Below are 22,394 nucleotides of genomic sequence, written 5' to 3' on the forward strand. Positions count from 1 at the left end.
CACAAAAAAAGGAGCTCCCCGCTTGGGGAACTCCGTCTCTTCGCAGCTTAGGCGCTTTCGAGCACCGGCAGCAGAATTTCAAATACTTTGCCATGCTGAAGGATTGTCAATCCGCGGGATTTATCCTTCATCACAACAACCTCGGGCTTTTGCGCCATGCGCTCCAGGTAATGCTCGGGCACGTCGCCGGAGTGGCTGATCGTAATACCCTCTACTTCCTGTTCTTCATTCTCTTCCATCGAACTGTCCACTACACGGTCGAAAATATCCGAGAACAGCTCAAAATTGTCAGTGTATACGGAAATGCATTTCATTCCTATCCCATCCTCTTCTTCTCTCTGACTTTAACCGCCGCGCTTACTAAGATTTATCTTGCCTGACTCGCGGCGTTTTCATACGTTTCTTGCCTTCCCGGCACACATCCAGAAGCGGGCATACCTGACATTGCGGATTCTGCGCTTTGCAGTGATACCTCCCGAAAAAAATCAGTCGGTGATGGGTCAGCGTCCATTCTTCCTTCGGCACGACCTTCATCAGCTTCTTCTCGACTTCCAGCACGGAATCCTTCCAGCCTGCAAGCCCCAATCGCTTCGATACGCGCTCCACATGAGTGTCCACGGCAATCGCCGGCACGCCAAAGGCGTTGGATACCACCACATTTGCGGTCTTGCGGCCAACTCCGGGCAGCGTCACGAGCTGATCGTGGGCCTGGGGCACCTCTCCTCCGTACTGCTCGATCAGGATCGCGCACAAATTCTGAATATGCTTCGCCTTGTTGCGGTATAGCCCGATACGGCGTATGTCCTGCTCCAGTTCTTCCAGCGGAACGGATACGTAATCCAGCGGAGTTTTATACTTCCGGAACAAGTCGGCAGTGACCTTGTTCACCGTTGCATCCGTGCATTGGGCCGACAACAGCACCGCAATCGTCAGCTCAAATGCGTTACTGTGGTTCAACTCGCAGTCTGCATCCGGAAACATTTCGCCAATCGTATCCAAAATGTGACGTACGTCAGATATCTTCATGCTTCTACCTCACAAATCGGTATATCGGTCAGCAAGCTTAAAATGGCTGCGCCGGCTATCTAAGGAAAGTCCAACAAAGTAAGTATTATATCTGATGGTCATATACATTACAAGATTGTGTCTCCTTATTTTCAAAAAAAACGTCCTGACGCAGGAAGCCACGCGTCAAGACGGTATTTCTTGCGGAAAGCCGCCATTCCCTACTGCTTCGCAATTTCAATTACGAAATTGTTATTAAAATATACCGTAATTTTATCATTTTCTTTGAGAGATTGCACGGACAAACTCGTGTCGCCTTGGTGAATGTATACATTTGGCGCCAAGATAAACCGGTAATTCTCGTCGTCTATCGTATCCCTTTTAACAACAATACGGCCTGAGGCGGCATCATAGCTTGAGAAGCTGCGGCTTTGGACCGGGAGAATGCGGACAATGACGGTGCCGTCTGCATCCTTGCGAACCTCCGCTCTTTCGGATACCGAAAGGGAACCAAGAGCGCTGGAAACCGCGTTGTCGCGAATAATTTTAAAACCTCCTCCAGCGCCGAACGTCTGAACCGCGCCGGAATAATCTTTGACGCTCAGTGACCCGGCTGCCGCATTAATCGCCGTAACCTGGCCTGTCGTCAGCTTGACGGACTGAATCGACAGCGGAGAGCTGCCGAGCGCGGAGACATTCACATAATCACCGGCTTTGAGATCGCCAAGCTTGATCGTCTGTCCCGCCTCGTCGGTCAGCGGAAGCCCGAGCGTATAAATATCCAGATTACCGGCGGCCGCCTTGACGCCCAGTTTATTGTTCGCTGCGTCAACATACGCGAGTTGGAACTGCTGGGATGTCTTTACCTTGAGCGAAGTCAGTACGTCCTGACTTGCCGACAGGAAGGCTGTGACGACACTTCCCGCCGGTACGTCGTTAATGGTAAGGCCGGTCCGTCCGAATATCTCGATCACCGGCGGATAGGGCAGGCTTAAGGACCGGCCGTCTGCCGTTTTCAGCGCAAACATTTGAGTCGAGGTATTGACCGAGGCCAGTGTACCCTCGTATTTGCTTACAATTTCCAGAGAGAGCGCACGCTGTCCGAGGGAGCTTATATTCACCTTCCGGTTCTCTGTCAGCATCCCGGCCATGCTGCTCAGCGTCGGCACACTTCCGCTCGCGTTAGTCAGCTTCGTATTCGCGTCAAGCTGATAAACATGCGCCTGATTGTCGCTGCCCATGACCGTCAGCAGATTCGTCTTGGCGTTAAAGCTGGCGACAGACGCTCCGAACTGCTGCTCCATCCGGCGGTTGACTACGGTGATTTTGGTTACCTGGTCGCTGCCGTTTAACGTGAGTTCCACGGTATCGCCGTAAACCGAATCGGCAATGAGGTCCGCTGCGGCAGGTTTTTCATAGCCCGGAATGACAATGGAAGCGCTTGGCGCCAGCAGCTGGACACCGCGTGTGCCGTCCGCCTTCTTGTAGACGACGGAGGCGTCGGTCAGCTCGGTCAGCATGCCCTGCACTGTCCGCTCAATCGCCTGCGTCACTTCGACAGAGGCGATCAAATTGTTCTTGATCGTGTAATTCACCGCGGAGCCCGCCTTCAGTTCGGAAGGCGACAAGATAGCCTTTTGATAGCTGAACAGGGCGCTGTCGGACCATTTGAACGTTTCCTCCGCCCCGGAAGCGTTCTTGAAAGTTATCGTCTTCGCAGTAAGATCGAGGCTTCCCAGTGTGCCGGATGCCGTTTTATTGACGATTCCGGAAGTGACCTGAACTTTAAGAACTTTGTTCTGTCCGGTAAAGGTCTCGCGCGTGATCGTCACAAGGCTGTCCTCCGAAATCGAAGAAGCCGCAATGGCGCTCCCTCCCGCATCCACAAAGGCAGTCCCGCTGTCAAAGGCGTATTCCGGATAGCCGTCGGCATTTTTCAGCCATAATTTATTGGCGCTTGGAGACAGTCTCGCGAACGTGCCTTGGATCGTCTCGACCTGCGGCTTCGGATCGGTCAATTCGACATAGGAAGCGGCTCCGTTCTTTCCGATGACCGTTACCTTCGTATAGGGCTTGATTTCATTCAGCGAAATCGCCGTGTCCGCTGTACTGGTGAAATAGGCGGTGCCGGAGCTGAGCGAATATACTGTGGAAGCCGCGCCGCTGTAAAGAGTGATTTTGCCATCCTTCACTTCGGTCACGATGCCGCTTGCCGTATTGTCATACACGACAGGCGACTGGGCCTCCGCCCGGCTGAAAAAGGTCGCAAGCTGCGCCCGCGTAACCTCGCCCTGCGGATTAAAAATATTGCCGCTCAGTCCGTTGGTTAATCCAAGATCAATGGCGGCGTTGATATATCCGCGTTTGTCTGCGGAAATTTTGGCATCGTCCGCAAAGCCCGAAGGCTCGCTTGCGACAGACTGCGCATCAGACGTCTTGCCGATGGCGCGAATGAGCAATTTGGCAATCCACTCGCGGGTAGCCTTGTGCGTACCCCAGGACGTCTTCAGATTGTCCGCTGCCATTTCGGTCGCCTTGTCCAGTACGTTCTGCTGAAATGCCAGCACCACATAAGGCTTGTAGTAATTGGACACATCAAAGCCAGTCGGCAGCGCTGTGGCCACACTGCTACCCGCTGCTTTGTTCTCCAGTTTCATAAAACGAAGTGCCATTAGGACAGCTTCCTGCTGGGTAACGGGGTCGCCCGGACGGAACTTTCCGTTATTGCCCACAATGATTCCCTGAGCGGCAAGTTTGTAGATATGCTTCTCGGCCCAAAAGCCGGTCTTCACATCGGAGAAAGCTCCCGTGGCGGTAAGGGACACCGGCGCAGCCGTCGATGCGGCAACGGCCGAAGCGCCATCCGCAAATACCGCCCCCGCACCGCCGAAAACCAAGCCTGCGGCAAGCAGAACAGATAGCGTCTTTTTCGTGTATTCCCTGCTGGTTGTATTGTGCTTGTTATTTCCCGACAATTTCAAGTGTTCCCCTCTCTGCATGTGGTTAAAGATTGCTATGATTAGCAAAATTCGACATCACGCCGTCCCATTCCTGCGTCAGGCTTACTGGCTGTTGTCTCTGGTCATGGGATGCAGCAGATCCGCGTGTCCCATCAAGCTTTCGACCTGCTCTCCATCCACCAGCAGTTCAATGCTCTGAACCTCCGGGAACTGGAACAGCGTCTTGGTCAGCGCGCTGAGCGCAAATGCTTCCCCACCGGCCCCAAGCTGGGCTTCCGCCGGTTTATGAATGTCCATTACGATTTGCCCGTTCTCGAACTTCAGAGACTTCAGCTCGATTTTTCCCCAAAGAGAAATGAGATCGGCGTTATTGCTGTTTTGCAGCGCTTTGAAGGCTTCGGTATATTTTTCGATATCATCCTTGTATGCGATCGTCGCCTGTGCCGGCTTCAAATCCATCATTTGAGGATCGGTGTAATATACATCGATGCTCTTGCTCTGTTTCTCCTCCGGTGGTGTACTGCCGGGAGACGGCTCGGCTGTGGTATCCGTATTCCCCGTCGTCGGTTGGGACGAAGGATCGGGTATTGCGCTGGCCGAAGGCTGCGCCGAGGCTTCTGTGTTCCCCTCTGCTCCGCTTACTACCGCCGGAGTAACGATGCCGCCCTCATTTGCCGGCGCTGCCGCCGGCTTGCTGCCGCATCCTGCTATCACCATCAGAAGGGCCGACGCCATGCAGATAAGCCCCAATTTTTTATTGAACATTTCAACGCCTCCCAGTAAAAGTCTTCAGTTTGTCTAATGCGGGTAATATATAAGAAGAGCAGACCTTCACGCAAAGCATTCTCTATCCCTTTAAGGGCAGAAACCTGTCTTTGCGGCGCCGGTCTGCCGCAGGTTGTTAACTGATTCCCAGATATTCTTTGATTCCGCTGACGATTGCCTCGGCTACCCTGTATTGCAAATCTTCTGTAAACAGGGCGGCTTCGTCTTTCTTGTTGCTGAGATAGCCGACCTCTAGCAGAATCGCCGGCATTTTCGTTTCACGGATCACATGGAAGTTTCCGTACTGCACGCCTCGGTCGCTCAGACCGGTCGCTTGGACCAAATATTTATGCATGACTTTGGCAAAAGCCTTGCTCTCGTCCCGTTTGTAATACGTCTCCGTTCCACTGGCGACCGAGGTGCTGCTGCTGTTGGCATGGACCGAAACGAACAAATCCGCGTTCAGGTTGTTGGCAATGGCCACCCGGTCCTTTAGCTCGAGGAAAGTATCGTCGCTGCGTGTCAGCACTACGTCGATGTCCGATTCTTTTTTCAGCAGCTCCTGCGCTTTCAGGACTACCGCCAGATTAAAATTTTTCTCATACTTTCCGGTAATTCCGACCGCTCCTGAATCCTTGGCACCGTGTCCGGCGTCCAGCACGATCAATTTTTTGCCGTCTCTGCCGGGTGGAACGGTCGTATTGTTCGTGGTGCCTGTGCTTCCGGCCGCCGCCACCCCTCCGGTTGCGTTCAAATCAACAATGGCCAGCTTTGACGCCGAATCCTCTGACGTGCTGTAACCGAAATCCTTGGAATAATTCAGCTCGATGACAAAACGCACCGTATAGGGATTGCTGCTGAACAACGCATAGCGGATTTCCTTAACGTCCGGGTATCCCGTCGCATCCAGCTTCCCCTGCAGGTTGGGGTCCAGAGCCTGGCCCGAGCCGAAGGTATCGGAGAATGTTGCATTCGGAATGTCCATGACAATCCGGTTCGGATTGTTCAGTACGGAAATCTTCGGCTTCGACGAGCCTGTCATCGCAATAATCAGCTGATTGCCGCTGAAGCTGACGCCGTTAACCATCGTTAGATTGCTTGCGGAATCAGGAGGAGTTGTTACGCTGCCTGTCCCTTTTCCGGATGAATCGCTTCCTGCGGATGAGCCGTCGCTGACTGAAGCGGGCGGTGTCGTAATCGTTACTGTCTTCTCCTTGTTGTCCCAATCCACCTTTAAGCCGAACTGCTCGGAGATAAAGCGAATCGGAACCAGCGAGGTATCATTCCTCAAAATAGGCGCCTCGCTAAGAGTGACGGAATTGCCGTCCACCGACGCTGTTTTTTGCCCAACCGAGAGCTTGATTATCTTTCCCTGCTGCCCGATTGTCACCGTCTTGGCACTCTGGTTCCAGTCCACCTTGTAGCCCAAGTTCTCGGCGATCATCCGAAGAGGCACCATAATCGTGCCGTTCACGTTCTCAACCGGGACGCTTTGTCCTGCGGTCAGTTCCTTGCCATCGAGGAAAATCTTGTTGCTTCCAGAAGCGGCATGTCCATATTCCGGATTGATGAGTACGAATAATAGCACCAGCAGCATAAAACTTAACTTCTTCATCCTTCACCTCTAAGAGTCTAGTATTCCGCCCCGGAACGGCGTTCTTGGTGGTATCCTTCGACGACCTTTGACATTATTTAGACGCCTGTCGACTCAAAAAGTTGCGAAAGATTTCCATCCATTTGGTACTTAAAAGCGCCATTCCCCCGTTAGCCGGCGGATTATAGACCCAAATATTCAATGATGCCCGCTGCAATTTCCCGGGCCAGCGAATTCTGAAGCTCTTCCGTGTACAGCGCCGCTTCTTCTGCCGGATTGGTCAAATAACCGGCTTCCAGCAGCACTGCGGGCATGGAGGTTTCCCTTGTCACATGCAGACTCTTGGCCCTGACTCCGTTATCTTTGAAGCCGGTCCCCACTACCAAATGCTTGTGCATGATCCGGGCGAACGGCAGACTCTCGCTGCGGGTATAATAAGTTTCGCTGCCGTTAACCTTATTCCAGTTGGACGCAGTCGTCGGCATCGCATTGGCGTGCAGCGATACGAACACATTCGCTCCCGCTTCTTCCGCCACTTTAACGCGGTCCTGCAGTCCAAGCGTCACATCATCGCTCCGTGTAAAGATAACTGTCATCCTTCCGTCGCTTTGAAGCAAAGCCCCGGCTTTCAGGATCACCGCCAAATTGAAATCCTTCTCAACACGTCCCGCTGCGCTGATCGCTCCGGGCTGTGAACCACCGTGCCCGGCATCCAGTACGACAACAGGTTTGCCTTCACCGCTGATGCCGCCAGCATTCCCCCCGTTCAAATCCACGGTGATCAGTCCCGCGCTGTTATCTATGTTCATCCGGTACGGTAAAGGTTCCGTCGTTTGAATCTCAAACCGGACGGCTGAAGGATTGCTGCCGGACAACGTATAACTTACGCCGGCTATTTGCGGATATCCCGTAACATCAAGCGTACCTTGGGAAGCCTGTCCGCCGGTGGACTCTCCTCCCCCTCCCGCAAAATCAGCCGCCAGCGCCGATCCCGGCAGCTCAACGACAATACGGCGCGGGTCCAAAGCTGAAATATTCGGCGTAACGCTGCCAGAGACGGCAATAATCAGCTGATTCGCGCTGAATGCCGCTCCTTTTACCTGTACTGCGGCGGCTGTTCCGGTACCCGCCTGAGCCGCTGTAGATTGCGGTGCCGATGAGGCGGTACCCGTCACGATGCCGGCTGCCTGTGACGGCGCAGGTGTCGGTGTCGGCGAACTGACCGCAGCCGGTGTGGCCGACGGAGATGGCGCTCCAGACGGTATTGAAGAAGGTGCTGGAGACGGTGTAACTAACGGCATAGTCGCGGAGGGTACGGAAGCAGGGCCGGAAGAATTTCCCGACAAGTACACAACTTTATCAATATTGTCCCAGCCGACTCCAAGCCCGAATTGTTCTCCGACAAAACGGATCGGAACCAGCACGGTCCCTCCGCTTTGCTTTGGCGCCGCATTCAGGCTGAATGGAACGCCGTCCGCGTCAGCCTGCTTGCTCCCAACGAGCAGCGCAATCGCTTTAAAATCCTGACGGATGGTTACTTTTCGCGTCTTTTGCTCCCAGAGCACCTCATATCCCAGATTTTCTGAAACCACGCGAATCGGGATCATCACGCTCCCGTTGACATTTTGAAGCACAATCCCTTTAGGGAGCGCCAGCTCCCGGTTGTCCAGCACAATCTTTCCGCTGCCCGCGGCTGCGGCTTCCTGCCCCGACCAAGCGATAAATAGCATCAGGGGCAGCAGCAGCGCGAACCATTTCAGATAAGCCTTCTTCATTCTCTTCTCCCCTTACTCCCTAACTTGTGGAACAACTGCGGCAATCTCCTTGACGCAGGCGCCCGCCAAAAGTTGCATGTGAACGGACAGCCAAAGCCGATTAACAAGAAATCTATATAAAACTTCTAAACGAAGTATCCCACGCAATTTCAGGCAAGCTCTTCTCTATTTGCGCTGCTTCTCTTGAAAGTTCAGGTAATATAATCCTGGCAATCATAATATTCTGCTATTATAGCAAAAAAACTTCCATTCCCGGTGTCGGAAATGGAAGTTTTGTGTAAAATTTTTCGAGATTTGTAACTGATTCACGCGTAAAGCTCGTTTAGGCAAAAAGACGGGCAGCGTTCTTTTGCTCATAAGCCGTGATTTCGTCTTCATGCTTAAGCGTCAGGCCAATGTCGTCCAGACCTTGAAGGAGGAACTGGCGGCGATGCTCGTCGAGATCGAATGCGAGATTCAAACCGTTGGAGTCGCTGATCGTCTTGTTCTCAAGATCAACAGTCAGTTCATAGCCGTCGTTGGCGGCCGTCCGCTGGAACAGGTCTTCAATCTGCTCTTCCGAAAGCTTGATCGGCAGAATGCCGTTCTTGAAGCAGTTGTTGTAGAAAATATCGGCGTACGAAGAAGCCAAAATCACTTTGAAGCCGTAGTCCAGAATCGCCCAAGGCGCATGCTCTCTGGAAGAACCGCAGCCGAAGTTGGCTCTGGAGAGCAGAATGGACGCTCCCTTAAAACGGTCCTGGTTCAACGCGAACGCCGGATTATCCTTGCCCGCTTCATCAAAACGCCACTCAAAGAACAGAAACTGTCCGAATCCCGTCCGTTCGATCCGTTTGAGGAACTGCTTCGGAATAATAGCGTCCGTATCCACATTGACCCGGTCCACGGGTCCGACAATTCCGGTTAATTTCTTAAAAGCTTCCATCTATGTTACCCTCCCGATTGTTCTCGAATTCTTAAGAGCTGACGGCTTCCGTCTTGAAGTTCCAATCCCGCACGTCCGTAAACCGGCCTTTGATTGCAGCCGCTGCTGCCATGGCAGGGGATACGAGGTGTGTGCGTCCTCCGCGGCCCTGACGGCCTTCGAAGTTCCGGTTGGAAGTCGACGCGCAGCGCTCTCCAGGCTGCAGAATGTCAGGGTTCATCGCCAGACACATGCTGCATCCCGCTTCACGCCATTCAAAACCGGCTTCCGTGAAAATCTTGTCCAGACCTTCCTTCTCGGCCAAAGCCTTCACTCTTCCCGAACCCGGTACGACAATCGCCGTGACGTTCTCCGATACCTTATGGCCCTTGGCAACCTCGGCTGCCGCGCGCAAATCCTCGATCCGGCCGTTGGTACAGGAGCCGATGAAGACGTAGTCGATAGCGATTTCGGAAATCGGGGTTCCCGGCTTCAGATCCATGTATTCCAGCGCTTTTTCAGCCGCTTTGCGTTCGTTCTCAGTGGCAAAATCAGCCGGATTAGGAACCGTAGACGTAATATCGGTACCCATACCCGGGCTTGTTCCCCAGGTTACCTGCGGAATCAACGAGTCCACATTAAACTCGACAACGGTGTCGAATTCGGCGCCTTCGTCGGTCACAAGCTGCTTCCAAGTCTCAACGGCCTCGTCGAATGCAGCGCCTTGCGGAACGTATTGACGGCCACGCAGGTATTCGAATGTCTTCTCGTCGGGAGCGATCATTCCCGCTCTGGCTCCGCCCTCGATGGACATGTTGCAGACGGTCATCCGCTCTTCCATCGACAGCTCTTTAATGGATTCACCCGTATATTCAATAACATAACCTGTTGCAAAATCCGTGCCGTATTTGGCGATCAGTCCGAGAATCATGTCTTTGGCCGTTACGCCCGGATTGCGTTTGCCGGTGAAGCGGACTTCCATCGTCTTCGCTTTGGCTTGCTGCAAACATTGAGTAGCCATAACATGCTCGACTTCACTAGTTCCGATACCGAAAGCAAGCGCTCCGAAAGCTCCATGAGTGGAGGTGTGGCTGTCGCCACAGACAATCGTTTTGCCGGGATGCGTCAGCCCAATTTCCGGTCCCATAACGTGAACGACCCCGTTATCAATATCCTCAAGACCGAACAGCTTTACTCCGAAATCGGCGCAGTTCTTTGTGAGCGTATCAATCTGTTGTTTGGAGATCGGGTCGGTAATGTTGAAACGGTCCGTTGTCGGAACGTTGTGGTCCATTGTTGCAAAAGTCAGCTCCGGGCGGCGAATCTTGCGTCCGCTAAGTCGAAGTCCTTCAAACGCTTGCGGCGAAGTTACCTCGTGCACCAGTTGCAAATCGATATATAGAATGCCAGGTTTGCCCTCTTCCTGATGGATAACGTGATTGTCCCAGATTTTCTCGAACATTGTCTTCTTGCCCATGATTTCACCTCGTCATAGATTCGTTCATCAGTAAGGAAAATACGATTCTCCCTTAGAATGATATAAATATAACATGAGACTGTTTATTACGCCAAGATATAATATCTATAGTACCTATAGGTTCCAATTATAAGCAGGAAAGGTTTGTCTATTTTGCAGAGAGGAAATGAATAACTGCGAATACTATCTATAATATTGAACAAGTGCCAGTATGAGAATAAACACTCCAGTACCAATAGAGAGTCTATTCCTTTTTACCATGTTATCGAGATAATTAGCCCAGCCATTGAATATCAGCGTCCCGCTTGAAGCGGCCATTAACCAAAACCTCATCGTATCACTATCATTCCGAATAAAAAATAGGCATGAAACAACAGTCAATACACTAAACATGATGCCAATAATTCTGATAACCTTCTTCAAAAGCTCTCCCCCTATCAATTAATCGCCTTACCAAAAAAAGTAATCAGCGAATAGTTTGATGTGGGTTCATTTTAATTTGATTGGAACAAAATGTAAGTGAGTTATATCTCGGTGTTGAAACATCGGGGATGTTTGTTTTAAAGCTTGAACCGACAACAAAAAGGAGCCCGCCAGGCTCCTCAATAACCTTCCTGAATACTGATTCCAGGATTTATTAAGTTGAGCGATTTCTTGACCTCATTGAACCGGTATCCGGCGATTATGCATCTTTTGGATTTTGGCGTAATATTGCTCTCAAAATACGCGACTTTGAAAGTGGGATCCAATATGACCACCTTGTCCAAATTCAAAGAGTTACTCCTGTCAACCAGAGAAAAATTATGCCCGCTATTATTCAGCACTTCGTTCCAGAATGTTAGCGTGCCAATTGTATAATAAATGGTCTCCGCGGTATGCACCAACACTCTGTCGATGCTTTTGGAGTAACTGAGCATTAGTATGTCGCCGATCTCAATATTGGTTATGCCGCTCTTTCCGCCAACATCTTTAGTTACCGATAATAACGCCATAGTCTTCATCTCCGTTTATTTAAGAAGCTCTTCTGGGACATCTCCGGAATATATATACCAAGCACTTGCCGAGTCGACGGTGGTAACAGCAACAAAGCTCAATAGCGCAGCCACATGCAGCATAGCACTATGCTTCATACCTTTGACTCTTCTTCTCATTCCATTGCTCACCTCCTTTCAGGCTGGTTAAAAAGCGATAATCCTTGAATAAAAAAGGCTGCCGCAATTACAGGGGAAGCTACAATAAAATTGACGAGTACAATCAAGCATGAAATGATTTTTAGCTGCGGATAAAAGGACTTTGGGATTCGGGACTGCTTTTCGATTCCGGAGGGAGCAAAGACAGCGACAAGCAGCAGGCTTGCCAAATTTAAAAAGAATACATAGGTCCGTCCCGCATTAAAGAAAGATACGGCTGTGAGCATCGCGCTTGATACCAGCACACAGGTCATCCCCGTCTTCAGATGATAACCTCCTGAAACCTGTCTCAATAAGGGGAAAGCAATTAAAGCGATCACGGCTCCGCGCGTATTTCCAGTTAACAACGAAACCGCTAAAGTTAATAGAATGATCAATAAGGCATTAATAATGATGCTGAGTGAAAACTTCATGACGTTGACGGAGATCGGATGATCAGGAATGGACCGTTTAATCCCTTGAGCGAGTTTTAGAGAAATAAACTCAATCACGCTTCTTTTCCTTTCTTACCGCATAATATAAAAAGAAGATAACGGCGACTGAAATGAATAATGCATCAAAGATATTATTTCTTCTTTCCAGCAAGAAAATAGTAAGGGCTAAAGCGCAGCCGATAACCCCATATAAAGCGAGCGTCTCCCGCTTCAAGCGAAGTTTTTCAAATTCGAAAGTAAAGCCGCCACCGAATACGTAGAAAATCCTGGAGCCGGCAATGCCGAGGATGCTGCTTAGCGTCTGCAGAAAGTAACCTTTTTCCGGATGAAGCTGCATCTCTGAGACTGACAGAACACCAAAAGAAAATTGGACAATGAGCACCTGCAGCAGCACATACAAAAAATATCCGGTTACCGAGATAATCCCGGACCACAACAGCGGGATCTTTATGACTGTCGCCAGCAGCAAAGTATACAGCAATATGTTGATCAACGGCACAAATGCAGGCGTTTGTAAGTCCTCTCTTAAATAGAAGCTTTGTAAGTCCATCAGAAGAATCAGAAACAACGCCTGAAAAAAGAATTCAGAGGGGTGCATTCTAAATAGATACATCATAATAAAGTAAATCGCCACAAATTCCAAAGTTGAAAAAAACACAAAAGCTAAAGGCTCAAGTGACCAAGACAATACCAACACCGCCTGAGTTGATTTTTCATTGGACTAGTTCTAATTATATATCTTAGTTCGTATTGACATATACTACGATTGTACTATATCAGACCATTCTAGAGTAGACCGTCTCTCGCAAAAAATGATATAGCTTCGTCTCCTTTTATAGGTTATTCTTATAAGATGATGATTCTTAAAGGAGACCGCAAGCATGGAACTCAGACAACTTCTTTATGTACTGCAAATCGCAAGTGAACGGAATTTTTCACGGGCCGCCGAGAAGCTGCATATCGCCCAACCTTCGCTGAGCCAACAGCTGTCCAAGCTGGAGAAAGAGCTCGGGGTGATGCTGTTCCAGCGGAACACCAGCGCCGTCGAACTCACTCATGCGGGAACGAAATTTGTGGAGCAGGCGCAGATTATTATCGATGCCGTGGAGCTGCTTCGCCAGGAAATGACCGATATCTCAGAGCTTCGAACCGGCCGTGTCGTAGTCGGCAGCATGCCGATTACGGGAGCTCACCTATTGCCCCACGTGCTGCCCGTCTTCAAGCGGAAATACCCGGAGATCGAAATTACCCTGCTGGAGGATTCCTCCATGAACCTGGAAAAACTGACCGCAAGCGGCCAGACGGATCTCAGCCTCCTGTCGCTCCCGCTGGAAATTCCCGCGCTGGCCTACGAAATTCTTGGCGAGGAACGTATCGATCTTGCGGTTCCGCCGGAGCATCCTCTGGCCGAGCGAGCGTCCACCGGAAGGAGAACATCTCTTGAGGAGCTCAAACAGGAGTCGTTTATCGTCCTGAAAGAAGGACAGGGCTTCCGGAAAATGACGGTCGACCTATGCCGTCAGGCAGGCTTCGAGCCGTCGGTTGTCTTTGAGAGCAATAACATGGAGACTGTGCAATCCCTCGTTGCCGCCGGCATGGGCGTGACCCTGGTTCCACGCTTTATTTCCCGTGCTCCCCGCAGCGAGTTCGTACCCGTCTATCTGCCTCTGGCCGATCCGGTCCCAAGCCGGACGCTGGTAGTCGCCTACCGCAAGGGACGTTATTTATCAAAGGCGGCCGAAGCTTTTATCGATACGTTCCAGACGACGGTAGCTGAACTGGCGCAGGAATGACATCAGAGAGGCTTCAAACAGTTTGCTGCGGCAAAAAGCCGTTCATCACTGCTAAATGATGAGCGGCTTTGATTATTTTACAGTTAGCCTTAGTTCTGGTATTTACGGAAATTCCGTTCAGAAATGAAATGATTCTGAGTATCCGGCACATGCGAGGTATCTTCATCAACCTGTCCTCTTGAATGGGGGCTTCCGGTCTCTTCCTCGATAAATTCGCGCATAGTCTGCCGCTGCTCCTCCAGCTCCTCTTTTCTTTCTTCAAGCTTCCGCAGATCATCTTTTTTCAATGGTTCCACCTCCTGGTCACGGATTAGATTTATTTTGCCCGCTTGCCCGAATGATAAACATTTTTTCATAAACCGGACTTATTCCATAGGCCATAGGTGGAACTCTCTTGGCAAACTTGGCTCTACATGGTATTCTAAATGACAAATAAGAGAAACGTGCAGACGGGACCAGTACGAACAAGTCTACCGCGCCAGAGAGTAAATTCCAACCGGCTGAAAGAATTTACCGCGGTTAGCGTTCCGAATCCTACCCCCGAACGGCCTGCCACGCAGGACGATTCCCTCTCGTTACGAGGCTAAAGTCGGATGATCCCTCATCAATGAAGGTGGTACCGCGGAAGTGAACCCAAGCTTTCGTCCTTTGCTCAGTCTTAGGATGGGGCTTTTTTTATTGTTCAATATGGATAAATAGGAAGTGAAAGGCAATGTCAACACGATTAGTCGTCAAAATCGGCAGCAGCTCTCTGACCGCGGCCGAAGGCGGCCTGAACCGCGATGCGGTAGCTTTTTTCGCCTCTGAAATCGCCGATTTGAGGCGGAGCGGCTGTGAAGTGCTGCTTGTAACCTCCGGGGCTGTGGCCGCTGGTTTCCGCAGCATCGGATATGAGACGCGTCCCAAGCTGCTGCATGAGAAGCAGGCCGCCGCAGCTGTAGGCCAGGCGCTCTTGATGCAGGCCTATCAGGAAGCCTTCGCCGCGCACGGACTGACCGCTGCCCAGATTCTGCTGACCCGCACGGATTTCCGCAGCCGCCGCGCAATGAACAACGCCGTCATGACTGTGGAAGAACTGCTGAGGCAGGGCGTTGTTCCGATATTCAATGAAAATGACACCGTATCCGTCGATGAGCTGAAATTCGGCGACAACGATATGCTGTCCGCGCTGGTCGCAAATCTCCTCAAAGCCTCGCGGCTGCTTGTGCTTACTGATATCGACGGCCTGTACAGCGGCAATCCGCGCACCAACCCGGACGCCGTCCGCTACAGGCTGGTTGAGGATATCACGCCGGAAATCTACGCGATTGCCGGTGGAGCCGGCTCAGCCGTCGGCACGGGCGGCATGCGTTCCAAGATCGACGCCGCCAAGATCGCCACCCGCGGAGGCGTGCCCGTCTTTGTGGGACGGGTTACCGAGCCCGGCGATTTGCGGCTGGCGGCGCAGGATGAAGGCAAAGGAACATATTTTGCCACAACGCTGTCCTCCCTGCCTGTCAAGAAGCAGTGGCTGGGCTTCATGTCCACCCCGCTCGGCTCCATTATTGTCGATGCCGGAGCGGAAGAGGCGCTGGTCCACGGCGGCCACAGTCTGCTGCCCGTCGGCGTCAGAGAGGTGCAGGGCAGCTTTCATGCCGGAGATGTAGTTGAGGTGCTCGGTCTCGATGGAAATCTGCTCGGGAGAGGCATTGTGAATTACGACGACGAGCAGCTGCTCAGCATTCGCGGCCTGCCCAGCGGAGAAGTCATGCGCCGGCTTGGAGAAGAAGTGCACCGGCTTGAAGTCATTCACAGAGATGAATGGATTACGCTCAAATAAACGAACCTACAATGAAGCTCGATAAGGAGGAACGATCATGAGTGAGGTTGCTAGCAAAGCGACTTTGGCCAAAGGCGCGTCAGGTGCGCTCGGCCGGCTGACCACGGGGCAGAAGAACGAAGCGCTGCTGGTGATGGCGGATGCGCTGCAGCGTGAAGCCGCGTCGATTATATCAGCGAACGCCGAGGATCTGGAACGCGGCAGACAAAGCGGAACGCCGCAATCCATGCTCGACAGGCTGGCGCTGAATACCGATCGGATAGACGCCATAGCCGAAGGGCTCCGGCAGATTGCCGCCCTTCCCGACCCTGTCGGAAATATCCTGGAGACACTGGAGCGTCCGAACGGACTTATTATTGAAAAAATTCGCGTGCCGCTCGGCGTCATCGGCATTATTTACGAAGCCCGCCCCAATGTTACAGTCGATGCAGCAGGCTTGTGCCTGAAGACAGGCAACGCCGTCGTGCTTCGAGGCGGTTCGGCCGCACTCTCATCAAACCGCAAAATCGTCGAAGTGCTGCACACCGCTTTGGCTGAAACGAGCCTCCCACCTGAGGCGCTCCAGCTCATCGAAGACCCGAACCGTTCGTCCGTCGATGAAATGCTGAAGCTGAACGGTCTGCTGGATGTGATCATACCGCGCGGAGGCAGCTCGCTTATTCAGAACGTGGTAAAGAATGCTACCGTTCCTGTCATTGAGACGGGAGCAGGCATCTGCCATACTTATCTGGATGCCAGCGCGATTCCGGAAATGGCTGAATCGATCAGCCTGAACGCCAAGGCGCAGCGGCCTTCCGTCTGCAATTCGATGGAGACCCTGCTGGTTCACAGCAGCTTCGCTGTGGAGCACTTGACCAAGCTTGGAGAAGCTTTCCGCAGCGCCAACGTGGAGCTTCGCGGATGCGAGCGAACACGGGAGCTCATTACTTGGGCCCTACCGGTCACCGAAGAAAATTACGCTACCGAATACAACGATTATATTCTCAATATCAAAGTGGTTGATGGAATCGACCATGCGCTGGAGCATATCGCCCGGTACGGAACGAAGCATTCCGAATCCATCATCACGGAGGACGAAGAGAACGCCGAGCGCTTCCAGGAAGAAGTCGACGCCGCGGCCGTCTACCATAATGCATCTACCCGTTTTACCGACGGATTCGAATTCGGATTTGGCGCGGAGATTGGCATCAGCACCCAGAAGCTGCATGCCCGCGGACCGATGGGCCTGCCGGCGCTGACTTCCACCAAATTTAAAATTTATGGCAACGGACAAATCCGGAGCTAAACCCATATCCGGCAAGGAGGATCAAGACAATGTGTCAACAAACCGCTAAGCCTTTGATTAACGACAAGATCGTCTTTCACGGCGCCGGCTCCATGGCGGAAGCTATCGTGCGCGGACTGATCGCACGTTCCGTTATCTATGCCGACAACATCATTATGCTTAACCGCAGCAGCAATGAGCGGCTGGCTGAGCTGCGTTCCCGGTACGGGGTTATCGGAAGTAATGATCCCGGACAAAAAGAGGAATATTTGCGCACATCCCCGGTTATCGTGCTGGCGATGAAGCCCAAGGATGCGGCAGCGGCACTGCGTAGTCTAGGACCGAACCTTCAGGACGGGCAGCTGATTATTTCCGTTATTGCCGGCCTCTCCATCAGAACAATCCAGGGTCTTATCGGTAAAAAACAGCCGGTTGTCCGGACCATGCCGAACACCTCAAGCTCGATCGGCCTCGGCGCTACGGGCATTTCCTTCTCGAAAGAGGTATCCGATGAGCAGCGGCGGCTGTCCCTCAATATCTTCGAAGCGATCGGTCTTACTTCCGTTATTGAAGAAGAACGTATGGAGATACTGACCGGCATATCCGGCAGCGGTCCTGCCTATATCTATTACATGATGGAAGCGATGATCGCCAGCGGTATCCGCGGCGGACTGTCTAAGGAACAAAGCGCTGAACTGACAGTTCAGACGGTGCTCGGCGCGGCCCGTATGGTTCAGCAGACCGGGGAAGAACCGGCAGCCCTTCGCAAGAAGGTCACCTCTCCGGGAGGCTCTACCCAAGCAGCGCTGGAAGTGCTCGACAAAGGCGATTTCTTCGAAACCGTCATTGCGGCGGTATCCCGCTGCGCCGAGCGTTCACGTGAGATGGGAGCGGCGCTGGAAGCCGAATTGTCCGCAGAGACCGAAAAAGAACGGTAAACGCAGGCTCAGTTTCGTGATAGGAAGCGGAAACTGCACATCATTTAATTTTACCCATAAATAACTGCAAAAACCGCAGCCCCAAGACCGAATGTCTTGATGCTGCGGTTTTTTTCATGGAAAACGTTATTCTGCCTTGCCGTCTAGCTTCCCCCGCGGAACCGCTGGGAGTAAGCCTTGACGTCTTGAGCGTTCTTTACTCGGTTGCGGCTCCACTCCAGCAGAATCCGGTCGATATAACGAAAATATACTTTTCCGGCGAACACGGACTCCTTCAGAGCGAGCAGAATCAGCTCTTCGGGGTAACGGTCTTGATCCAGCCAGCCGGAGATCGTCTCGCATTCCATTGGAGAAAGCGGACGGCCGAACTCCTTCTCAAATACAACAAAGAGACTGGGGCGATCTTCTTCAGCAGGAACGATGCCGGATGGCATTTTCCCGCCCTTCTCTGCTCCCGATGACCGGGTGTCAGACTGGAACGAGGGGCTGCCTGCCTTTGGTGCCGCAGAACTTCGCTGGGAAAACAGATAACTCCCAAGCTTATCGTACAGCCCCGAAAAGTCATATCGTTCGTAATGAAGCCCCTTGCCATCGTCGCTGCCCGCTTCAATATTCAAGAATCCTTCCTTGATCAGCTTTTGAAGTTCTCCTGCAATAACGGACGCGCTGCGCCCGGTTACAGCCTGAAGCTCCTCCAGTGAAGGAAAATCCTTGCCTTCAACCTGGCGGAAAGAGAGCAGATGAATGAGCAGCATGGTCTCGCTGCCGGTCAAATCAAGCTTGCGGTAAGCGGTGAGAAGGGCATAAGGAATGACGGCCATCCCGCTCTGCAGCCCGAAGGATAGGCCTTCGCTCCAGCTCGTTTTTTCTTTGCCGTCCATAAGCGCCTCCTCTTATTTTTAAGGATAAAGCCGGTACAGCATGCGTGGAAACGGAATCGTCTCACGGACATGATCCAGTCCGCAAATCCAGGCTACTGTCCGTTCCAGACCGAGGCCGAAGCCGGAATGCGGAACGGAGCCGTATGTGCGCAAATCCATATACCACTTGTACGTATCCAGCGAAAGCTCATGCTCCTTGAAGCGTTCTTCGAGCAGCGCTGGGTCGTCAATCCGCTGTGATCCGCCGATAATTTCTCCATAGCCCTCCGGTGCGATCATATCCGCGCACAGCACGACCTCCGGACGATTCGGATCGGGCTTCATATAGAATGCCTTGATGCCAGCCGGATAATTGGTAATGAATACTGGCTTGTCGTATTCTTCGGCAATCGCCGTTTCATGCGGCGCGCCGAAATCCTCGCCCCAAGGAATGTCGAAGCCATGATCGTTAAGGAACTTAATGGCATCATCATACGTGATGCGCGGGAAAGGCGCTTTGATATTTTCCAGCTTGGAAATATCGCGGCCTATCGCCTCCAGTTCAGTCCGGCAATTCTTCAGCACGGACTGTACGACATGGGTGATAAATTCCTCCTGCACACGCAGACTTTCCTCATGCTCCGTGAACGCCATTTCCGGTTCGATCATCCAGAACTCGATCAGATGCCGGCGGGTTTTGGATTTCTCCGCCCGGAAAGTCGGCCCGAACGAGTATACACGGCCCAGCGCCATCGCCGCGGCTTCCATATAGAGCTGTCCGCTTTGTGTCAAATAAGCGTCCTCGTCAAAGTACTTGGTGTGGAACAGATTGGTCGTGCCTTCCGCCGAAGTTGGAGTCAGAATCGGAGGGTCAACGAGCGTAAAGTCGTTAATGTCGAAATATTCCTGGATGGCCCGGATAATCTCCGCCCGGATAACGAGAATCGCCCGCTGCTTCGAAGAGCGGAGCCACAGATGCCGGTGATCCATCAAAAAGTCTACCCCGTGTTCCTTCGGTGTTATCGGATAATTCTCAGTCAGATGCAGAACTTCAATTCCGGTCACCGTCATCTCATATCCCGATTGGCTGCGCGGCTCCTCGCGAATTACTCCAGTGACGTACAGGGAGCTTTCCTGGGTCAGACTTTTGGCGGCATCCCAGACTTCCTCCTCCACTTCCGATTTAACGACTACTCCCTGAATATAACCGGTGCCGTCCCGCAGCTGCAGGAACTGAATCTTGCCGCTGGAACGTTTGTTGTTCACCCAGCAGCCAATGACGACGCTTTCTCCGACATGATCTTTTACGCCCTTGATAACAGTTTTGTTGGCCATGCCCACAATCTCTCCTCTTTAGAAGTACGGTTAAAGGTCCGACAGCCAAAGGCTGCTGCCTCGGCCTTTGGCTGTTGGATTATTCTTTCTGCAAAACGTAAGAAAGAATAAGCGTATCGCTTATCCTTTTCTACATTCCCTGGAGAAACAGGGAACGTCCTGAATAGGACGTTCCGGCTTCTCTTATAATCTATTGTATCTCTTTACGCTTGTTCTTGCACGATGCGAAGCGTATCACGGGCAATTACGAGCTCTTCGTTGGTTGGAACGACGAGCACTTCCACTTTGGAGCCGCTGGCGGAAATACGGCGAGGGTCGCCGGAGCGGACCTTGTTCGCTTCTTTGTCCAGTTCGATGCCAAGGAATGTCAGGTTGCTCAGAACCTTTTCGCGAAGCAGCGACGCATTCTCGCCTACACCGGCAGTGAAGACGATAACATCAACACCATCCATTGCCGCCGCATAGGAACCGATATATTTGCGCAGACGGTATTCATACATTTCAAAGGCCAGAGTGGAATTCGGCTCGCCTTTCTCATAGCCGTCAATAATGTCGCGCATGTCGCTGCTCGTTCCGGAGATCGCGAGCAATCCGCTGTGCTTGTTCAGCATGGAGCTGGCTTCGCCCGGGGTCAGTTCTTCCTTGTTCATCACGTAAGGAACAACCGCCGGATCGATGTCGCCGCTGCGCGTACCCATCATCAGGCCTTCCAGTGGAGTCATACCCATCGAGGTATCCACCGAAACTCCGCCTTTAACGGCCGTAACGCTGGCACCGTTGCCGATATGGCAGGTGATGATCTTGAGGTCTTCGAGCGGACGTCCGAGGTACTCGGCGGCAGCTTTGCTGACAAAATCATGGGATGTTCCGTGCGCGCCGTAGCGGCGGACTTTGTACTTGTTATACAGCACTCTCGGAATAGCGTACATATAAGCTTTCTCAGGCATCGTCTGATGGAATGCGGTATCGAATACGACAACCTGAGGAACACCCGGCATATTGACTTCCGATGCAGTAATGCCCATAACGGCCGCCGGGTTATGTAGCGGCGCAAGGTCGAACAAGCGGCGGATTTCCGATTTGGCCGCCCCGTCAACAAGTGCCGAAGCCTTAAAGGTCTCGCCGCCGTGAACGACGCGGTGACCGACCGCATTGATCTCCGAGATCGAGTCGATAACGCCATGCTCTTTATCAGTCAGATTGGCCAATACTTTACGGATGGCCGTTGTGTGTTCCAGAATTTCGCTGACTTCGGTAACTTCCTGTTTGCCAGTCGGTTTATGGGTAAGGATCGAGGAATCCATGCCGATACGCTCTACCAGACCTTTGGCCAGAACGGATTCGTCGGTCATATCATACAGCTGATATTTTAAAGAAGAAGATCCTGCATTAATTACGAGTACTTTCATATACGGTCACCATCCTTGTCATACTTGAAGAAGCCTTCGCCGGATTTCATGCCCAGCTGTCCCGCGCGTACCATCTTTTTCAGAATGGTCGACGGGCGGTATTTCAGTTCGCCGAACTCGCGGAACATGCGCTCCAGAGCAGCGAGAACCGAATCCAGGCCGAAACGGTCAGCCATTTCAAGCGGGCCGTACTGGAACTGATAGCCGATACGCATAGCATCGTCGATATCTTCAGGAGAAGCGACACCTTCCTGCAGCACGTGCATAGCCTCGTTAATGAACAGGCAAATAAGGCGTGAAGTTACAAATCCCGGGGATTCGTAAATCATTACGCCTTTCTTCTCGACAACGTCGTCAACAAAAGCTTTCGTATGTTCAAATGTCGAATCGGAAGTCTTCAGTCCGCGTACGATTTCGACAATATCCACTTTGGCAACAGGATAAATAAAATGCATGCCGATTACGCGTTCAGGATACATCGTGGAGCTTGCCAGTTCGGTCAAGCTGAGTGTGGAAGTGTTGCTGGCAAGGATGATATTGTTCGGACACACCTGGTCCAGCTGGTTAAATACTTTCTTCTTCTCTTCCAGATCTTCGATGATCGTTTCGATCACCATGTCGCAGGCGCTAAGTTCCGCGAAATGCGTCACTTTTTGGATGCGGCCGAGGATTAGCTTCTTCTCCGCCTGGGTAATCGCCCATTTCTCCAGCTGCTTATCAAGGCTAGTCTCAATCATGTTGTAGGAGTAGTCCAATTTCTCCGGTGTCTTTTCTACAAGCAGTACGTCCAGACCTTTGGCTGCCAGCATTTCGGCAATCCCTTGTCCCATCGTGCCGCCGCCGATGACACCTATTTTTTTGAAATTCATAAA

Annotated in this window: 21 protein-coding genes; 4 read left to right on the forward strand and 17 right to left on the reverse strand. The window is 52.0% G+C overall.

The window, feature by feature from the left end; all coding sequences use genetic code 11:
- Window positions 1–47: 47 nt before the first annotated feature.
- From PSAB_RS15600 to PSAB_RS15655, 12 genes are all read right to left on the reverse strand, one after another.
- Window positions 48–314: a hypothetical protein gene (locus tag PSAB_RS15600; RefSeq protein ID WP_025335516.1), complete on the reverse strand. Its 267-nt coding sequence runs from the start codon at window positions 312–314 to the stop codon at window positions 48–50.
- Window positions 315–360: 46 nt separating this feature from the next.
- Window positions 361–1,026: an endonuclease III gene (nth, locus tag PSAB_RS15605; RefSeq protein ID WP_025335517.1), complete on the reverse strand. Its 666-nt coding sequence runs from the start codon at window positions 1,024–1,026 to the stop codon at window positions 361–363.
- 200 nt (window positions 1,027–1,226) lie between these two features.
- A complete protein-coding gene (locus PSAB_RS15610; RefSeq protein WP_025335518.1) occupies window positions 1,227–3,986 on the reverse strand; it encodes an S-layer homology domain-containing protein in 2,760 nt (919 codons plus the stop codon).
- A gap of 81 nt (window positions 3,987–4,067) precedes the next feature.
- Window positions 4,068–4,730, reverse strand: a complete 663-nt coding sequence (locus PSAB_RS15615) for a GerMN domain-containing protein (protein ID WP_025335519.1) — start codon at window positions 4,728–4,730, stop codon at window positions 4,068–4,070.
- Window positions 4,731–4,866: 136 nt separating this feature from the next.
- Window positions 4,867–6,345 (reverse strand): N-acetylmuramoyl-L-alanine amidase family protein, encoded by a 1,479-nt coding sequence (locus PSAB_RS15620; protein ID WP_025335520.1) that lies wholly within the window; start codon window positions 6,343–6,345, stop codon window positions 4,867–4,869.
- A 161-nt stretch (window positions 6,346–6,506) separates the two neighbouring features.
- Window positions 6,507–8,099 carry an N-acetylmuramoyl-L-alanine amidase gene (locus PSAB_RS15625; RefSeq protein ID WP_025335521.1) on the reverse strand — a complete coding sequence of 531 codons (1,593 nt, stop codon included), beginning with the start codon at window positions 8,097–8,099 and terminating at the stop codon, window positions 6,507–6,509.
- A gap of 322 nt (window positions 8,100–8,421) precedes the next feature.
- The gene (gene leuD / locus PSAB_RS15630; RefSeq protein ID WP_025335522.1) at window positions 8,422–9,024 is read right to left on the reverse strand and encodes a 3-isopropylmalate dehydratase small subunit; all 603 of its coding nucleotides are present in this window, start codon (window positions 9,022–9,024) and stop codon (window positions 8,422–8,424) included.
- Between the two features lie 31 nt (window positions 9,025–9,055).
- Complete coding sequence (gene leuC / locus PSAB_RS15635; RefSeq protein ID WP_025335523.1) at window positions 9,056–10,480, reverse strand: 3-isopropylmalate dehydratase large subunit; 1,425 nt, start codon at window positions 10,478–10,480, stop codon at window positions 9,056–9,058.
- A gap of 602 nt (window positions 10,481–11,082) precedes the next feature.
- Window positions 11,083–11,472 carry a LytTR family transcriptional regulator DNA-binding domain-containing protein gene (locus tag PSAB_RS15645; protein ID WP_025335525.1) on the reverse strand — a complete coding sequence of 130 codons (390 nt, stop codon included), beginning with the start codon at window positions 11,470–11,472 and terminating at the stop codon, window positions 11,083–11,085.
- Between the two features lie 15 nt (window positions 11,473–11,487).
- On the reverse strand, window positions 11,488–11,631 hold the full coding sequence (locus PSAB_RS25135; RefSeq protein ID WP_084266536.1) for a cyclic lactone autoinducer peptide: 144 nt from the start codon (window positions 11,629–11,631) through the stop codon (window positions 11,488–11,490).
- Window positions 11,632–11,639: 8 nt separating this feature from the next.
- Complete coding sequence (locus PSAB_RS15650; protein ID WP_025335526.1) at window positions 11,640–12,161, reverse strand: accessory gene regulator B family protein; 522 nt, start codon at window positions 12,159–12,161, stop codon at window positions 11,640–11,642.
- On the reverse strand, window positions 12,154–12,792 hold the full coding sequence (locus PSAB_RS15655) for a hypothetical protein (protein WP_025335527.1): 639 nt from the start codon (window positions 12,790–12,792) through the stop codon (window positions 12,154–12,156). The genes PSAB_RS15650 and PSAB_RS15655 overlap by 8 nt, the downstream gene beginning before the upstream one ends.
- Window positions 12,793–12,985: 193 nt before the next feature.
- Between PSAB_RS15655 and PSAB_RS15660 the strand changes: the two genes are divergently transcribed.
- Window positions 12,986–13,897: a LysR family transcriptional regulator gene (locus tag PSAB_RS15660; RefSeq protein WP_025335528.1), complete on the forward strand. Its 912-nt coding sequence runs from the start codon at window positions 12,986–12,988 to the stop codon at window positions 13,895–13,897.
- An 89-nt stretch (window positions 13,898–13,986) separates the two neighbouring features.
- Here PSAB_RS15660 and PSAB_RS15665 read toward each other — a convergent pair whose 3' ends face one another.
- The gene (locus PSAB_RS15665; RefSeq protein WP_025335529.1) at window positions 13,987–14,184 is read right to left on the reverse strand and encodes a hypothetical protein; all 198 of its coding nucleotides are present in this window, start codon (window positions 14,182–14,184) and stop codon (window positions 13,987–13,989) included.
- A gap of 425 nt (window positions 14,185–14,609) precedes the next feature.
- Between PSAB_RS15665 and proB the strand changes: the two genes are divergently transcribed.
- Genes proB through proC form a run of 3 tightly spaced genes read left to right on the forward strand, consistent with a single transcriptional unit; the run spans window position 14,610 to window position 17,918 of the window.
- Entirely contained in the window at window positions 14,610–15,716 is a 1,107-nt protein-coding gene (gene proB / locus PSAB_RS15670) for a glutamate 5-kinase (protein ID WP_025335530.1), read from the forward strand.
- A 37-nt stretch (window positions 15,717–15,753) separates the two neighbouring features.
- The gene (locus tag PSAB_RS15675; protein ID WP_025335531.1) at window positions 15,754–17,001 is read left to right on the forward strand and encodes a glutamate-5-semialdehyde dehydrogenase; all 1,248 of its coding nucleotides are present in this window, start codon (window positions 15,754–15,756) and stop codon (window positions 16,999–17,001) included.
- 29 nt (window positions 17,002–17,030) lie between these two features.
- The gene (proC, locus tag PSAB_RS15680) at window positions 17,031–17,918 is read left to right on the forward strand and encodes a pyrroline-5-carboxylate reductase (protein WP_025335532.1); all 888 of its coding nucleotides are present in this window, start codon (window positions 17,031–17,033) and stop codon (window positions 17,916–17,918) included.
- 143 nt (window positions 17,919–18,061) lie between these two features.
- On the opposite strand, the gene PSAB_RS15685 is transcribed toward proC, so the two are convergent.
- The 4 genes from PSAB_RS15685 to PSAB_RS15700 form a co-directional block, all read right to left on the reverse strand.
- Complete coding sequence (locus PSAB_RS15685; protein ID WP_025335533.1) at window positions 18,062–18,799, reverse strand: DnaD domain protein; 738 nt, start codon at window positions 18,797–18,799, stop codon at window positions 18,062–18,064.
- Window positions 18,800–18,817: 18 nt separating this feature from the next.
- Window positions 18,818–20,113, reverse strand: a complete 1,296-nt coding sequence (gene asnS / locus PSAB_RS15690; RefSeq protein WP_025335534.1) for an asparagine--tRNA ligase — start codon at window positions 20,111–20,113, stop codon at window positions 18,818–18,820.
- A 203-nt stretch (window positions 20,114–20,316) separates the two neighbouring features.
- Window positions 20,317–21,522: an acetate/propionate family kinase gene (locus PSAB_RS15695; RefSeq protein ID WP_025335535.1), complete on the reverse strand. Its 1,206-nt coding sequence runs from the start codon at window positions 21,520–21,522 to the stop codon at window positions 20,317–20,319.
- Window positions 21,519–22,391, reverse strand: a complete 873-nt coding sequence (locus PSAB_RS15700) for a 3-hydroxyacyl-CoA dehydrogenase family protein (RefSeq protein ID WP_025335536.1) — start codon at window positions 22,389–22,391, stop codon at window positions 21,519–21,521. Before PSAB_RS15700 ends, PSAB_RS15695 begins: the two co-directional genes overlap by 4 nt.
- Window positions 22,392–22,394: the final 3 nt, after the last annotated feature.

The organism is Paenibacillus sabinae T27 (assembly GCF_000612505.1).
GTDB classification, from domain to species: Bacteria; Bacillota; Bacilli; order Paenibacillales; family Paenibacillaceae; genus Paenibacillus_AQ; species Paenibacillus_AQ sabinae.